The sequence below is a fragment of the Flavobacterium sp. MR2016-29 genome, from assembly GCF_015350695.1.
Classification (GTDB): domain Bacteria; phylum Bacteroidota; class Bacteroidia; order Flavobacteriales; family Flavobacteriaceae; genus Flavobacterium.
In genome coordinates this window covers 263,342-278,621 of sequence record NZ_JADKPU010000002.1, presented here as the reverse complement: position 1 = coordinate 278,621, position 15,280 = coordinate 263,342, and the positions used below count along the sequence as shown (strand labels likewise).

Here is a 15,280-nt window from a genome sequence, read left to right as displayed (position 1 = left end):
GCAGTAAAAAAACTTTATTTCTTCCAATACGGTTTAATAATTTTGTTTTCTTTATGGCTTAAAGCCAATAATATAATCGTACCAACAGAGCAGAATAATAATGCCTGAATTGATCCTTCAGGACCAAATTCACCGCCGGTAATCCATGCAGAACCTTCTATTTTTGAAACCAGAAGACTTGTTCCTTTTTCATTTCCCGATGTTATGGCTCCAAAAATTCCAGATTGCATAAAATTCCACGCAAAGTGCAAAGCGATCGGAAACCATAAATTGCGGCTGTAAATATAAGCTGCACCTAATAATAAACCCGCCTCAATAGCAACAGATAATCCAGAAAGTAAAGTAGCATGCAGATTTACTAAATGCAGTGCGCCAAAAATCAATGCCGAAATAAACAGCGCTGCATAACTTCCGAGTTTTTCTTCCATAACTCTAAAAAGGATTCCGCGAACTAAAATCTCTTCAATGATTGCAGCAGTAAAAGCCACCGTAAGCGGAATAACAATAAACGAAACAGGATTTAGAGCAGTAACCATATAATCGCCATTTATATAAATAATCCAAATGGTCAGTGATTGCAAAACAACTCCAATTAAAATTCCGATGATTAAATTTCGCCCAAGTCCTTTTAAAGCGAATTCTGTTATTTCTCTTTTTTCATATTTTTTAAAGAAAATAATATAGCTTGTTAAAGCTAAAGCAGAAACAATAATTCCTTTTATAAGATTTCTTAAATCGCGGTTAATTGGTGTTAAGAGCAATAATTTTCCAGCAATAGCCTGACCAATATTTATAAAGAGAAGACAAACGATTAAGGCTAATACAATTTTGGTTAAAGGGAAATTAAAGATTTTTTGTTTTGCAGTTAAAGTTTCCATTTTGATTTGGTTTAGGTTTTAATTTGAAACAAAGGTATATTACACCTAAACCAAAAAATAGAATGAAATTTGCCTCTTATAATTTTTGGAATTGTTTGGGTAAAAATCCGGTTTGATTTTTAAAAGTTCTGATAAAATGACTTTGATCTGCAAAACCGCATTGAAAACTTATTTCAGTCAAATTACTTTGGTTAGATGCTATCAGCGAAAGCGAACGGTCAATTTTTATTCTGCGCATGTATTCGCCCAAAGTACAGCCAAAATATTTCGGAAAATGTTTTGAAATCGTAATCGGATTCAATTGTAAAACTTGCGCTAAATCTTGCAGATTGGGATTTTCATTCCAGCAGTCGTTTAGCAACTCGGTTAAGCTTTTAACCCAAAACGGACTTTTTTCAAATTTTTCTAAATGATTTACTGAGTTTGATAATTGCGCAAACAACATATTAATGGTGTCGCCAGAAAAAGCATCGGCAACAAGAGATTCTTTAAAAATCTTTAAAATTAAGAATTTGGCAAGTGATGCATTTTGAAGCGATTTCTCAATAATAGCTTCGCTTATTTGAAGTTCTTTCAGCAGATTTTCTTCAATTTCAATATTAATATTTTTAGATGGAAAAAGCGTATTGTGATTGAGATGAAGTTCATCACTATGATAAAAAAGTAAAGAACCCGGACCAACTGCTTCGCTGTAATTTTTTCGTTTTTCAGAGGTACCACCTCGCAAAAAAAGAGTAATATGTGCATTATTGTGCGAATGCCAGCCATCGTAAACCTTATTTTGATACTCGGTTTCGACCACTGCAATTCCTTGCATATTGTTGAATATGTTTTTGGTATTTCCTAAGTATTTCTCTTTTTCGAGTTCGTACATATTCAGTTTATTGCAGGCAGAATCAAGAGCCAAAATACCACTTTATTTACATATAAATTTACTGTTTATGTTTTTTAAAGTTAAGTTTCAATTCATTTCAAAATTATCCAATTATCAAATTGACACATTCTCTAATTAGAAAATTGTCTTTTGCATATTTTGTAAGGTTTTATAGCTTAATAAAAACATTGTGTAAACATTAACGCGAAAGTGTTAGTTTTTTTACTTATTATTTAATTGATTTGTAACAAAAATTAATTAAAGGTTACTAATAAGTTAACTATTTAAATCATTGATTATGTATAAAATTACGATGAAATCAGTTTTCGTTGCATCGGCTTTTTTAGTTGGTGTGAGCAGCTGTTTTGCGCAGGATGTTTTGGTGAATTCGCTAAAGCTAAATGCAAGTGATAAAAGTAAAGAGAACTTTAAATTCACAGAGCAGATTAATTTAGGAACAACTTCGGTAAAAACACAAGGTTCTTCAGGAACTTGCTGGAGTTATTCGACAAACTCTTTTTTAGAGTCAGAAATGATTCGTTTAGGAAAACAGCCGGTAGAATTATCTCAAATTTACGCAGCGAGAAATGTGTATGTTGAAAAAGGAATTAATTATGTGCGTATGCATGGAGCAGTTACTTTAGGTGACGGAGGCGCTTTGCATGATGTAATTAACATGTATAAAAAATACGGAACGGTGCCAAGAGAAGTTTACACAGGCTTAAACTATGGAACTGATAAAAATAAATTTGGCGAAATGGCTGCACTTATCGAAGGTGTTTTAGGTGCTGTTGTTAAAAACCCAAATGGTGAATTAACACCAAACTGGCAAAAAGCATACGCTGCTGTAATCGATTCTTATTTAGGAAAAGTACCGGATAATTTTACGTATAAAGGAAAAAGTTATACGCCGCAATCTTTCGCTAAAGAAGTAGTTGGAATTAATCCTGACGAATATATCGAAATGTCATCGTTTACAACTTCTCCATACTACCAAAAAACAACAATGATGGTGCCGGACAACTGGTCATTTGATCAGGTGTATAATGTAAAAGTTAATGACATGACTGATGTTATCGACAACGCATTGAAAAAAGGATATACTGTAGCTTGGGCAACTGATGTAAGTGAGAAAAGCTTTAGCTGGAAAAACGGTGTAGCTTATGTTCCGATGAAAAAATTCGATGACATGACCGCTGAAGAAAAAGCAGATATGTTTAACGGACCAAAACCAGAACCAGAAATAACGCCAGAAATGCGCCAAGCTGCGTTTGATAATTATACAACAACAGACGATCACGGAATGCATATTATTGGTCTAGCCAAAGATCAAACCGGAAGAGAATATTATATCGTAAAAAATTCTTGGGGAGAAACAAACGACTACAAAGGTTTCTTGTTTGTAACCAAAAATTTCGTAAAATATAAAACTACTGCTTTGTTAGTAAATAAAGGAGGAATTCCAACTGAGATTGCTAAGAAGTTAGGGGTTTAAGAATTTATTCTAAACATTACTAGTTTTAAAAAAAGCTTCACTAATAGTAGTGAAGCTTTTTTTTATAATTTTTTTTATTGAAATCGAAATGAAAATCACCACTTAAACGTGTTTATAAGTACTTCAAAGATGTTATAGTGCTATAAATCAGAAAATTATGTAAATTTATATCACCAACCACAAAATGAGATCGACATGAAAACAAATGCAGTGCTTTTTGTAGCAATTGTATGTGTTTTTCCTTTTTACTGTTTTGCACAGCATAATGTTTCTAATGCACCCATAATTGCGACAACAGGAAATACACATTCACCGTCCGAGAACAAATCAAATAATGATCTTGTTATAGTGGGATATTATGTAGAAGAAACGATAAATATGACTTTTGGGAAAAGGGTTACTAAATATGAAGTTTCAAAACTAGACATGGTCTATACAAATGACCTGGGCCCAAACAATACTAGGGTTGTAATGCCCATTTACAGAAAACCCAAAGTAAAAGCAGTCGAAGCCAGCCTCCAATCAAAAAAAATAGTCGATACAATGTCTGCTGCTATTCAGCCCATAAAAGTTGAAGTAATAGCGCCTACGCCGTACGTAAAGATCGATGTTGCTGATACGTACGGAAAAGTTTTAGACAAAGGTTATAAATCGGCAGAGATGCTCAAGAAAGTGGCAGATCGAGCTTATTTTGAAGGCGATCTGGCAACAGCAGCTAAATACTACGAAGAATTACTGGCTATGGATGTGCAATTAGACGATATGTATTATTATCGTTACGCACAGTCCCTAAAAGGAATCGACCAGACAGAAAAAGCAAACGAAGCCATGCTTTTATTTGAAAGTAAAAATATTGGGAATAATGTGGTGAGGCATAATAAAGTTGTGAGGAATTAATCTTTACTATAAAACAAAAAAAAGACTATCATGAAAATGATAGTCTTTTTTTTAAGCTCCCCCTCTTGGGCTCGAACCAAGGACCCTCTGATTAACAGTCAGATGCTCTAACCAACTGAGCTAAGGAGGAATCACCTTAAAGGTAAATATGTTTGCTAAAAAAAGTTGCTCCCCCTCTTGGGCTCGAACCAAGGACCCTCTGATTAACAGTCAGATGCTCTAACCAACTGAGCTAAGGAGGAAGTTGTTGCTCTTTTTAGCGAGTGCAAATATAGTTGATTTTTTAATTTCCCAAAAATATTTTAACTCTTTTTAAAAAATATTTTTTCTACTTGACAATCGCCTTATAAATATCGTTTCCGTTGGCGAACAAAAGCAGTGCGATAAGTAGAACGAAACCAACCATTTGGGCGTTTTCAAGGAATTTATCACTCGGTTTTTTACCGCTGATAATTTCGTATAATAAAAACATCACATGGCCTCCGTCAAGTGCCGGAATTGGCAATAAATTCATAACTCCAAGCATAATTGACAATAAAGCAGTGATCGACCAGAACGTTTCCCAGCTCCAAGAACTCGGGAAAATGTTAAAAATCGCTGCAAATCCACCCACTTGCTTGTATGCTTTTGTTTCTGGATTAAAAATCATTTTCAATTGTTTTCCGTAACCAATCAATTGATTTTTTCCTTTTTCAAGTCCAACCGGAATCGATTCTGCAAAACTATATTCTTTTGTGCTGATTTTGTAGTAACCCAATTTTTCTAAAGATTTAATATCTAAACCTCCAGGAGCAACTCCAAGTTTTCCTTCTTTAGAAACTTTTACCGTAATTGTAGTTTGTTTTAAATCACGCAAAACTACTGCAGGAATCGTTTTGCCTTTATTAGCACTCAAAATTGCTTTCACCTGATCAAAGTATTTCGCTTGCTGACCGTTTAGTGTCACAAACAAATCTTTTGCTTTTAATGACTTATTCTGAGAGTCCTCAGCAACCGCTCCAACAACAAAAGGTATTCTTGGTGTAATCAATAAGCCTTTCTCGTATTTTGACATTTGATCAACAAAATCCGTAGGGAATTTAACGGTCTGCTGTTGTCCGTTTCTTTCGATCAAAATTTCTTTTGCCATGACCACTTTCATGTTCGTGTCATCATCAAAATTTTCAATTTTCTTGCCGTCGATCGAAATTATTTTATCACCTGTATGAATCCCTGCTTTTTCAAGTGCTGGATTTGTTACATACACGCCATCTTTCAAATCGCCATTTGCTACATAAGTTTCGCCATAAGCAAACGCCATTCCGATATAAATAATAAACGCCAAAATAAAGTTTACGGTAACACCGCCCAACATAATAATAAGACGCTGCCAAGCTGGCTTAGAACGAAATTCCCAAGGCTGAGGCGGAAGCGCCATTTGCTCCTTGTCCATACTTTCATCGATCATTCCAGAAATTTTCACATAACCTCCTAATGGAAGCCATCCAATTCCGTATTCTGTTTCACCGATTTTCTTTTTTAATAGAGAATATTTAACATCAAAAAACAAGTAAAATTTTTCGACTCTGGTTTTAAATAATTTAGCAGGAATAAAATGTCCTAATTCGTGAAGAATAATAAGTAAAGATAAACTCAATAGAAATTGAGAGAGTTTGATAACTATATCCATTTTGTATTTTTAATTCGTATTTAACGCACAAAAGTAACGTTTCTATTTTAATTTGATAGTGCAATATAAGACATAAGGTTTTAAATGTTTGTTAATTAATAAAAATTAGATTTTTACTTTTAACAAGATGGTTTAACTTTACTTTCTTAAAGGCAATCCTATTCATTGGTAGCCTAAAACCATTAAAAGTTACATATTTATGGCTTCGATATTATTTTCTCCACTTTCCATCAAAAAAATCACTTTAAAAAATAGAATCGTAATTTCTCCAATGTGTCAATATTCCGCAGTTGACGGATTTGCAAACGATTGGCATTTGGTTCATTTAGGCAGTCGTGCGAGCGGAGGTGTTGGCTTGATTATTCAGGAAGCAACAGCCGTTTCTCCCGAAGCCCGAATTTCGCCAGCCGATTTAGGAATCTGGAAAGACGAACACGTTCAAAAATTAAAAACGATCAACGAATTTATCGTTTCTCAAAATTCAATTCCCGGAATTCAGTTGGCGCATGCCGGCAGAAAAGCAAGTGTTTCAGTTCCGTGGGAAGGAAATAAAAAATTAGATTTCGCTCAAGGCGGATGGCAAACGGTTTCTTCGAGCACGATTCCATATCATGAAGGGGAACCATTTCTTCCAACAGCTTTGGATAAAAACGGAATTCAAAAAGTAGTTGCAGATTTTAAAGCAGCCACAAAAAGAGCGCTCGAAGCAGGTTTTCAGGTTGTAGAAATTCACGGCGCACACGGTTATTTACTGCACCAATTTTTATCGCCTCTAACAAACGAAAGAACTGATGAATACGGAGGAAGTTTTGAAAACCGAATCCGATTTACATTAGAAATTGTAGGCGCTGTTCAATCAGAATGGCCATCGGATTTGCCTTTATTTGTTCGAATCTCAGCTACAGATTGGGCAGAGGGCGGATGGAATCCGGAAGAATCGGTAAAACTTGCCGCAATTTTAAAAGAAAAAGGAGTAGATTTAATTGATGTTTCGTCTGGCGGATTGGTTTCGCATCAAAAAATTACACTTGGTCCGGGTTATCAAGTTCCTTTTGCAGAAAAAGTAAAAAAAGAAGCCAATATTTCAACCGGGGCAGTGGGTTTAATTACTGAAGCCAAACAAGCCGAAGAAATTTTAAATAATGGTCAAGCCGATTTAATTTTATTTGCCAGAGAATCATTAAGAAATCCGAATTTACCTTTAGATTTTGCTAAAGAATTAGATAGCGATATTCAGTGGCCAAAACAATACGAGAGAGCTAAAATCTAAATTTTATTAGTCACAGATTAAAGTGATTTCTTTTTAATGTTTTTCGCCACTAATTACACAAATTTTAACGAATTTATTTAAGTTTTTGAACTTTATAATAAATGTAACTAAGTGAAAGTCATAGCAACAAAAAAATTCTTATAGTCATAATAATCTGTGTCAAGAAAAAAACATACACCATGCAAAAAATAAAAACAGCACTATTATCATACGGCATGTCTGGGAAAGTTTTTCATGCGCCCTTTTTAGATATTCATCCGGGATTTGAATTATTAGGTTCTTGGGAAAGAAGCAAAAAACTAATTCAGGAAGATTATCCCTATGTAAAAAGTTATCCTTCAATCGATGACTTACTAGCAGATGAGGTTGATTTGGTAATCGTAAATACACCTGTAGGAACGCATTATGAATATGCTAAAAAAGTGCTTTTGGCCGGAAAACACGCCGTAGTCGAAAAGGCATTTACAACAACTGTGGCTGAAGCTGAGGAACTAGCTAAAATTGTGAAAGAAAAAGGATTGAAATTAGCGGTTTTCCAAAACAGAAGATGGGACAGCGATTTTAAGACTATTCAAAAAATAATTAAAGAAGGAACTTTAGGAGATTTGGTCGAAGCAGAATTTCATTTTGACAGATACAATCCGTTATTGAGCCCGAAAGCACATAAAGAAACCGTTAATGACGGCGCCGGAATACTGAAAGATTTAGGGCCGCATTTAATTGATCAGGCGATTTGCTTATTTGGTTCGCCAAAAGGAGTTTTTGGAGATATTCGTTATACAAGAGAACATTCTTTGGTCGACGATTGGATCGATTTGTTATTGATTTATGATGATTTTAGAGTACGCTTAAAAGCCAGTTTTTTTGTGAAAGAAGCAAATCCTGCCTATACCATTCACGGTAAAAAAGGCTCTTTCTTAAAACCTCGCGGTGACGTTCAGGAAGATGATCTAAAAGTAGGTAAAAAACCAAATTTAGAAACTTGGGGAACAGAATCTGAAGATTTGCAAGGACTTTTGAATACTGAAATTGACGGAAAACAAATTCGTGAAAAAGTGCCAACGCTTCAAGGAAATTATTTTTCATTTTTTGATGGGGTTTACGACGCAATCGCAAACGACAAAACAGAACCGGTTACGGCACAAGATGGCATAAAAGTAATGCAGATTATTGAAGCTGCAATTGCGAGCAATGCAAAGCAAAAGGTGATTAATTTATAAATAAAATTGGCCTACTGATTTAGGAGTTAAACAGATTTTTAGAGATTTTTATCTTTTAAATTGAAAAGTAAAGACGCACCAATAGTGCGTCTTTTTTTATGCGAACATATAGAAAAACTTTGTCCCTTTGCCCCTCAGAACCTTAGTTTCTTAAAGAATTTATAAACATATAACGTTATAAATTCAGGATCTGAAAGCTATCCATAGGTCATAAAGCAAGATTTTAGTACTTTTATAGTATCAACCTAAAATGCAATATTTTGATCGATTTTAATCCATTATCACTTTTTCAGACCAAAGGTAAAATCAAGAAAGTCTATAGAGAGGCAAAAGCTTCTTATCTAAACCGAATTCGTTTTGCCGTGGGAATGTTTTATTTCGGAATGGGATTAAGTTTTGCGACATGGGCAAGCCGAATTCCAGATATTAAAACTGCCTTGCATTTAACCGAAGGCGATTTAGGCTCTATACTTTTTGCACTCCCAATGGGGCAATTGGTAATTATGCCTTTTTCAGGAAAAATGGTAACTAAATTTGGGAGCCACCGTATTTTGATTTTCTCCTTAATAATGTATGTTTTGTGTTTGGCTAATTTAGGTTTGGCAACAACGGCCTTGCAATTATCTTTAGGCTTGTTTTTGTTTGGATTATTTGGAAATCTTGCCAACATCGCAGTAAATACTCAAGGGGTTTATACCGAAGTGCTTTTTAGAAAAACGATCATGTCATCATTTCACGGTATGTGGAGTTTTGCTGGTTTTACTGGAGCATTAGTCGGATTAGGAATGCTGGCTTTGAATCTTTCACCATTACATCATTTTTTAATTGTTGGTCTCGTAGTCGTACTGATGGTGGTTTTTAATTTTAAATTTTTGGTCAAAGCCAAAGAAAAACTCCAGCATAAAAATAGCGAGAAGAAAAAATTATTCACAAAACCAGATACAGCTTTAATTTGGCTTGGCGTAATCGGTTTTTGCAGTATGGCCAGCGAGGGTGTGATGTTTGACTGGAGCGGAGTTTATTTTAAAGATATTCTGCAAGCGCCAGGACCATTGGTAGTTTTAGGATATACTTCATTTATGATTATGATGGCCAGCGGGCGCTTTTTAGGCGACGGCTTGATCAATAGATTCGGGCGTGAACGCGTCATGCAGATTAGCGGTGTCATGATCTCTGCCGGACTTTTTACAGCAGTTTTTCTTCCCTACATCATTCCGTGTACAATTGCTTTTATGGCTGTTGGTTTAGGAGTCGCTACAATTGTTCCAACGGTTTACAGTATGGCAGGTAAAAATCCAACAGTACCGCCTGGAGAAGCCTTAACGATTGTTTCGAGTGTAAGTTTTCTTGGTTTTTTAATGGGACCTCCTGTAATTGGGCACATCGCGCAAAATTTTGGACTTCAATTTTCTTTTGCTTTTATCGGAATATTTGGCGTGCTGATTGCTTTTATGGTTTCTAAAATTAGAACTTCAGCTTAAGTTTTTTATTTAAAAAAAACAAAAAATCCACAAATCTATTAAATTAATTTCAAATTTCAACCAAAACATTAGTAGGAAATTTTGTATATTTTTAAATATTTCTTGTACATTTGAATTTCAATTCAGAGCCAAAACCTGAATTCGATTTTTTTCCAAAAACCAATTTTATCTTTTGAATAGGATTAATATCCAAAATCTATTTTCAAAGTAAATTGGGATTTTTCATGAGAAAAAAATACTTGGTCTTTTTATTTTTACTGCCTCTTAATTTTGTTTTTGCACAAGAAGAAACGACTTTTTTTGGATTCGTCATTGATGCCAAAACTCAAAATGCAATAGAGAATGTTGTGGTTTCTATTCAAAATTCTTCTCTAACACAACTTACATCAGCAGATGGAAGATTTGAACTGCATTCTCAAATAAAAGGACAGCAGCTACTTTTAATTCACAGTCAGGGTTACAAAGATTTACTTTTAAAAATAGAATCCAATTTTGGATTTAAGGTTAATCTAGGAATATTACAGCTAGAAGATACTTTTTCTGATGAAACTCCGGCCGCATTAATCACATTATTAGACAGCGATTTTTCAGAAGATAACAGTTCATCCGAAATGACTTCTGGATTGCTTCAATCTTCAAAAGATGCTTTTATGCAGGCTTCCGCTTTTAATTGGGGTCAAGCCCGATTTAGAGTTCGTGGCCTCGACAGCGAAAACGGAACCATGATGCTAAACGGCATGATCATGAACAAAATTTATGACGGAAGACCACAATGGAGCAATTGGGGAGGTTTGAATAATGTACTTCGGAATCAGGAATTTTCTGTTGGTGCGGCAACTTCAAATTATACTTTTGGAGGCATTTTAGGAACACAGCAGATATTTACACGAGCATCGATGTATAGAAAAGGCGGAAACCTTACCTTTTCAGGAAGCAATACTACATACAATTGGCGAGCTGTCGGATCTTACGCTTCTGGAATAAATGCGTCAGGTTGGGCGTATGCCATTTCTGCAGGAAAACGCTGGTCTGAAGAAGGTTTTTTTGAAGGGACAAATTTTAATGCAGACTCATTTTTTATATGTGTCGAAAAAAAATTAAATGCTAAACAATCTTTGAATTTTACAGGATTCTACACACCAAATTCACGCGGAAAAAATTCGGCTAATACCAATGAAGTTACACAATTGACGAATGAAAAATACAATTCGTACTGGGGCTGGCAAAGCGGTAAAAAGCGAAATGCGAAAGCAAAAAATGTAGAAGAACCATTATTAATGCTCAATCATTATTTAAAAATTGATGATAAGACAAATTTGAATTCAGCTGTAATGTACCAATTTGGAAAAGTGGGCAACAGCAATATTGATTATCAAAAAGGCGACAGTCCAGATCCGGTTTATTATAAAAAAATGCCAAGCTACTTTACTTCACTTTACGCAAAGGATCACGGAGAATTCTCAGGAGAATTTACGCCCGATTATGAAAGTGCCGAAAAAAGTAAAATGACTTTTTTGGAGAATTCCCAAATCGATTGGGAGTCGATTTACAGAGGAAATCAAACTATAATGGTAAATTCTGAAGGTGATATTTCAGGATTTGAACCAGCACAAAGTCATTATGTTTTATACGAAGATCGCACTGATGACAAAACTTTTGCGGCAAACTCAAATTTAAATGCACAGCTTACTTCAAATATCTTTTTTGATGCAGGAGTGACTTTTCGAAATTTAAAATCGCATAATTTTCAATATTTATTAGACTTGCTTGGAGGATCATATTTTGAAGATATTGATCCATTTTATAAAGGAAATCAGTCGCAATCAGATCTGCAAAATCCAAATCGTCAAGTAAAAGAAGGAGAGGTTTACGGATACAATTACAATTTTTTAGCCAACACAATTGATGCTTTTACGCAGTTTAGATTCTCCTACAAAAAGACAGATTTCTATCTCGCGCAATCATATTCGATGTCGAATTATCAGAGAGAAGGATTGTATCAAAACGGAATTTACTCTTCAAATTCTTTAGGAAAAAGCGATAAGGTAAATTTTGAAAATTTTGGTTTCAAAGGTGGATTTACCTATAAAATTTCAGGAAAACAATCACTGTTTTTTAACGGATCGCACCTTACAAGAGCACCTTCCCTCCGAAATACTTTTTCGAATTCCCGTCTGAATAATTCTATTGTTTCCGGAATTGAAAGTGAAAACATAAGCAGTGCCGAAGTAAATTATGCGTATCGTTCGCCTAAGCTTAAAATGCGTTTGACGGCGTATTATGCTTTGATTAAAAACAGTACAAAAACTTCCTTTTTTTATGCTGAAGGAATTTTTGATAATGGAGCAGGTAATGATGCTACAGATGCTTTTGTAAGCCAGACATTAACGCACATGAACAAGAAAAATATTGGAACCGAGCTGAGTTTTGAATATCAGATTTCATCAACATTAAAAACTACTTTATCTGCAGCGTATGGTAATTACACTTATGACAGCAATCCAGATATTGCAATAACGAATGATGCAAATGCAGCAAAGCCAGGTGCACAGACCACTTTTGATTTTGGAAAAGCTTACCTTAAAAATTACAAGCAAGCCGGAATGCCTCAGCAAGCTTATTCTGTAGGACTAGAATATCGAGATCCAAAATTTTGGTGGCTGGGGGCAAATATTAATTATCTGGCAGAAAGTTATATTGATGTTTCTCCAATTGCAAGAACGGCGCAATTTTATATCAATCCAGCAAATGGTTTTCCGTTTCCGGAAGCCACAAAAGAACGTGGAGATCAATTGCTAAAACAGGAAAAATTCGATCCAATTTCATTGCTGAATATTTCAGGAGGAAAATCTTGGCGTATTTACGGTAAGTATGTTGGACTTTTTACAAGTGTAAATAATGTGTTGAATCTGACTTATAAAACTGGTGGTTTCGAGCAGGCTAGAAACGCCAATTTTAGAGCTTTAAATCAAGATGTTTCCAGCGGAACTCCCTCTTTTGGACCAAAATATTATTACGGATACGGCCGAACTTATTTCTTAAATCTTACGATCGGCTTATAAATTTAAAACAGAATTATCATGAAGAATATATTTTTGAACTCATTTTTTGCATTGTCAGCAATACTATTTTGGAGTTGTAATAATGAAATTGAAACTCCTAAATTAGAATGCACACAACCCAATTTTACTGTAAATAAAACAGTAGAGAAAGTGTATGAACTTTCAGGAAATGTCGCCAAACAATATGTATATGATGATATCGTAGAAGCTTATGTAGTGTCAAGTGATGAAGACGGTAATTTTTTTAAGAGTATTTCATTTCAGACTTTGGCAACAGAGAAAATGTCTGCCATCGGTTTCAGCGTGCCTGTTGATGCATCAAATACGTATATAGATTATCGTGTTGGGAATAAAGTCTATGTGAAATTAAAAAATCAGTTTACAGATTTATATTATGGCGGATTGCGAATTGGGAGTTTATATGTAAGTAATGCTGGAGATCCAACTATTGGCAGAATTTCCCAAAATGAATATAAAAATGTCTTGAATGCCTCTTGCACCGTCATAAACGAAAATCAATTGGTAGAAAAGCTTTCTATAGAAGAAGCATTATATGACAGGAAATTAAATACATTAATAGAACTTACAGATGTTGAGTTTACAGAAGCGGCGCTAGGCCGTCATTATTTTGAAGAAACAAATAATGTTGGAGGTTCAACTAACTGGAATCTGCGTGATAAAACAGGAAATCAAATTATTTTTAGGACAAGCAGTTATGCGAATTTTTCAGATCATTTAGTTCCAGAAGGCAGTGGTACTGTTCGTGGTATTTTGACAAAATTCGGCTCTGATTATCAAATGATGATACGTTCGGAAAAAGATGTTGTGATGAATGGAAAAAGAAATGTTCCTTTCTTTGCAGAAGATTTTCAATCCGTAAAAAATAACGTGAATTTTACGTTGCCTGGCTGGAGCAATGTTGTAGAAAAAGCTACCAAATTATGGAAAAGCATGGTTTATAGCGGAAATGGTTACGCAGAGTTTAATACCACAAGCACAACCGCCGCAGAAAATGTTGCTTGGCTGATTTCTCCTAAAATTAATATGACAAATTATAAAAATGCAGTGTTGTCTTTTAGAAGCGCACAGCATGATTTAAAAGTAGATTCACCTTTAAATTCTCTCGAAGTCTATGTTTCAACAAATTTTGACGGCTCGAACGTTACGAAAGCAAAATGGACAAAACTAGAAGCTAAATTTCCAAACATTTCAACTCCTTCCCGTCAATTTATAAGCTCTGGCGGGATAGATTTATCAGCTTATTCTGGAAATATTAATATTGGATTTAAATATATTGGATCTGGAAAAGACAAAACATTAAACGGTGCTTTTATGGTTGACGACGTTAAAATTTTTGGAGAAAAATAAGTTCTGCTTTTTTAAAAATATAATTAAAGTATTGATTTTTAGACAATAACCTAATAATACACAGTTTCTTACCTTAAAATTGTTAAAATTTAATTGGATTTTGTATTTTGGTCATCCCAAATCGATACAAAAACTATGAGAACCTACTTTATCGCCATCTTGATGATGGTATTTCCATGCTTACTGCACAGCCAGGATCAAGACGCTCCTGTTCGATTAAAGCAAATCAATATTGTAAAAACAAACTATCAAAACTCTAAGGATGGTGAGATTGTAAACAAAACTTTTGTGTTTAAGGAAGGAAAAATACAAACTATTACTACCTCTGATGTTGTGCAGCACTTCTTTTACAACAAAGCCGGATTGTTGGATATGACTGTAAAAGACAAAGTAGGCAGCGACTGGAAAGAAGTTGTAAATTATACTTATGACGCAGATAATAACATTATTAAATTTGTAAAAAAATATCAGGACGGTCCTGATTACATTACAAAAGTGGTGACTTTTGCTTACGAAGGCGCAAGAATAAAGGTAACCACTAAAAAGAGTACAAACCATCAGAATTTAGTTGAAGATCTTGAATATATCGTCGAAAACGGCATTATAGTAAGACGTACTTCGCGCGACAAAAACAAACAGATTAATGGTAAAATTGAATATGTTTATACCAATGATAATGTTGTCAAGCATAAAGGTTTGGTTGGAGATAAAATCTCTAAAACCTACACTTTTGACGATAAAAAATCTGTTGATCAATTAATTGTTCAGAGTTTATTTGGTGATAATTATAAAATTATTGTACCGATGATTTCGTATCATGAAGATGAGTTTAGTTTTGAGTCAATCTCGTATAATAATGAAGTAAACTTTAGCCCGTCGTCTACGGCATTGGTTGCTGTAAGCAGAAAATACAAATACAATAAATTAAACTTTCCCATCTTCTGTTCGCAGATTGAGGAAAACGGAATTGTAAAAACGGAAAAGACCTTTATTTACGAATAAATTCTCTTTCCAGATTATTAAAACAAACCATTTAGAAATCGAGTCTTGCTTGATTTTTAAATGG

11 protein-coding genes and 2 tRNA genes are annotated in these 15,280 nt (G+C 34.5%); 8 read left to right on the top strand and 5 right to left on the bottom strand.

The window, feature by feature from the left end:
- Positions 1–14: 14 nt before the first annotated feature.
- On the bottom strand, positions 15–878 hold the full coding sequence (locus IR010_RS07110) for a CPBP family intramembrane glutamic endopeptidase (protein ID WP_194567749.1): 864 nt from the start codon (positions 876–878) through the stop codon (positions 15–17).
- Positions 879–954: 76 nt separating this feature from the next.
- A complete protein-coding gene (locus IR010_RS07105; protein WP_194567751.1) occupies positions 955–1,785 on the bottom strand; it encodes an AraC family transcriptional regulator in 831 nt (276 codons plus the stop codon).
- Between the two features lie 265 nt (positions 1,786–2,050).
- On the opposite strand from IR010_RS07105, the gene IR010_RS07100 reads away from it, so the two are divergent.
- Positions 2,051–3,247 carry an aminopeptidase C gene (locus tag IR010_RS07100; RefSeq protein ID WP_029271494.1) on the top strand — a complete coding sequence of 399 codons (1,197 nt, stop codon included), beginning with the start codon at positions 2,051–2,053 and terminating at the stop codon, positions 3,245–3,247.
- Positions 3,248–3,442: 195 nt separating this feature from the next.
- The gene (locus tag IR010_RS07095; protein WP_194567753.1) at positions 3,443–4,144 is read left to right on the top strand and encodes a hypothetical protein; all 702 of its coding nucleotides are present in this window, start codon (positions 3,443–3,445) and stop codon (positions 4,142–4,144) included.
- A gap of 56 nt (positions 4,145–4,200) precedes the next feature.
- Here the strand turns inward: IR010_RS07095 and IR010_RS07090 are convergent.
- The 3 genes from IR010_RS07090 to rseP form a co-directional block, all read right to left on the bottom strand.
- Positions 4,201–4,274 (bottom strand) — tRNA-Asn (locus tag IR010_RS07090).
- 38 nt (positions 4,275–4,312) lie between these two features.
- Positions 4,313–4,386: transfer RNA gene (locus IR010_RS07085), tRNA-Asn, on the bottom strand.
- Positions 4,387–4,472: 86 nt separating this feature from the next.
- Positions 4,473–5,813 carry an RIP metalloprotease RseP gene (rseP, locus tag IR010_RS07080; RefSeq protein ID WP_194567755.1) on the bottom strand — a complete coding sequence of 447 codons (1,341 nt, stop codon included), beginning with the start codon at positions 5,811–5,813 and terminating at the stop codon, positions 4,473–4,475.
- Between the two features lie 199 nt (positions 5,814–6,012).
- Between rseP and IR010_RS07075 the strand changes: the two genes are divergently transcribed.
- The 6 genes from IR010_RS07075 (at position 6,013) to IR010_RS07050 (ending at position 15,216) form a co-directional block, all read left to right on the top strand.
- Positions 6,013–7,083, top strand: a complete 1,071-nt coding sequence (locus IR010_RS07075) for an NADH:flavin oxidoreductase/NADH oxidase (protein WP_194602776.1) — start codon at positions 6,013–6,015, stop codon at positions 7,081–7,083.
- 179 nt (positions 7,084–7,262) lie between these two features.
- Entirely contained in the window at positions 7,263–8,303 is a 1,041-nt protein-coding gene (locus IR010_RS07070; RefSeq protein ID WP_194602774.1) for a Gfo/Idh/MocA family oxidoreductase, read from the top strand.
- Between the two features lie 260 nt (positions 8,304–8,563).
- The gene (locus IR010_RS07065) at positions 8,564–9,784 is read left to right on the top strand and encodes an MFS transporter (protein WP_194602771.1); all 1,221 of its coding nucleotides are present in this window, start codon (positions 8,564–8,566) and stop codon (positions 9,782–9,784) included.
- 224 nt (positions 9,785–10,008) lie between these two features.
- Positions 10,009–12,846, top strand: a complete 2,838-nt coding sequence (locus IR010_RS07060; protein ID WP_194602768.1) for a carboxypeptidase-like regulatory domain-containing protein — start codon at positions 10,009–10,011, stop codon at positions 12,844–12,846.
- A gap of 18 nt (positions 12,847–12,864) precedes the next feature.
- On the top strand, positions 12,865–14,214 hold the full coding sequence (locus tag IR010_RS07055; protein ID WP_194602765.1) for a DUF5689 domain-containing protein: 1,350 nt from the start codon (positions 12,865–12,867) through the stop codon (positions 14,212–14,214).
- Between the two features lie 135 nt (positions 14,215–14,349).
- The gene (locus IR010_RS07050; protein ID WP_029271502.1) at positions 14,350–15,216 is read left to right on the top strand and encodes a hypothetical protein; all 867 of its coding nucleotides are present in this window, start codon (positions 14,350–14,352) and stop codon (positions 15,214–15,216) included.
- The last annotated feature ends 64 nt before the right edge of the window (positions 15,217–15,280 follow it).